Source organism: Streptomyces sp. NPDC057438 (assembly GCF_042802995.1).
GTDB lineage: Bacteria > Actinomycetota > Actinomycetes > Streptomycetales > Streptomycetaceae > Streptomyces.
Map to the genome: position 1 here is coordinate 1 of NZ_JBHVDD010000191.1, position 1,043 is coordinate 1,043.

Annotated in this window: 1 pseudogene; it reads left to right on the forward strand. The window is 67.2% G+C overall.

The features are described from left to right. Positions 1–283 (forward strand): annotated as a pseudogene (locus ACFU5F_RS42250) (ATP-binding protein); the annotation flags it as partial. Positions 284–1,043 lie beyond the last annotated feature (760 nt).

The following is a 1,043-nucleotide window of genomic DNA, read 5'->3' on the forward strand; positions in this document are numbered from 1 at the left end:
CTGCCTGATCGGCGACTCCGGAACCGGCAAGTCACACATGCTGATCGCGCTGGGAACCGAGGCGGCGATGGCCGGCTACCGGGTCAAGTACGTGCTGGCCACGAAGTTGGTCAACGAGCTCGTCGAAACCGCCGACGAGAAGCAACTCTCCAAGACGATCGCCCGCTACGGCCACGTCGACCTGCTCTGCATCGACGAACTCGGCTACATGGAAATCGACCGCCGCGGCGCCGAACTCCTCTTCCAGGTCCTGACCGAACGCGAGGAGAAGAACAGCGTCAGTTTCCCGCCGTGCTTGGGGATCATCCGCTCGCGTACCGGCAGCGGGCGAAACGTCCGCTGCCGCAGCTGCTCGCGCAGCTGGTCCAGGAACACCTCCACGCCCACCTGCTCGGCGATGGTCCGGTCCACGCCGGCAGTGCGGGCACCGGTGTTGCCGGCGACCCGGTCCCACGCCAACGCGAGGAACCTGCGGTCGCAAACCAGGTGGTACAGATCATCGAAGCGGCAGCCGGGATCGGCCGCCGCCCAACGGTGCAGCTTGGTCTGCATCTCCCGTACCCGCAGCGGCCGCACCAACGGCGCGTCGCGCTGCGAGGCCGGAGTCTCCACCCCGGCGTCTTCGAGCATTGCAGTCCCCTTCTACTCGTAACCTGCTGCCGCCCTTCGCCATGTACGCGGCTTTCCCGCGCTCGGACTACTACGGCGGCTCCGCCCCGCCCCGATCCGGTCGACCGACGATGGGCCCAGCCCGGATTGCCGCGCCGGATGCGCGGCCCGTGGCAGGACCGGGACGGTTCCCGTGTTCACTTGTGATCGCTTGTCGGAGTAGGCGCCCGGCTATACCCCGGCGGCATCGCCACGATTACGCCGCAGTCCTTCACCGTGGCCTTGCGCAGCAGCGAACGAGACCACCGCACAAGTCGCCTGCCCGAGCAGATGGCAGACGTGCACCGCACCCAGCCCAGATCCGTCAGGTTCGAGCTGGTGGGAATTCGTTACGAGGCTTCACGCACCGGTTCCTCTCGTACACCTCTCCGTCG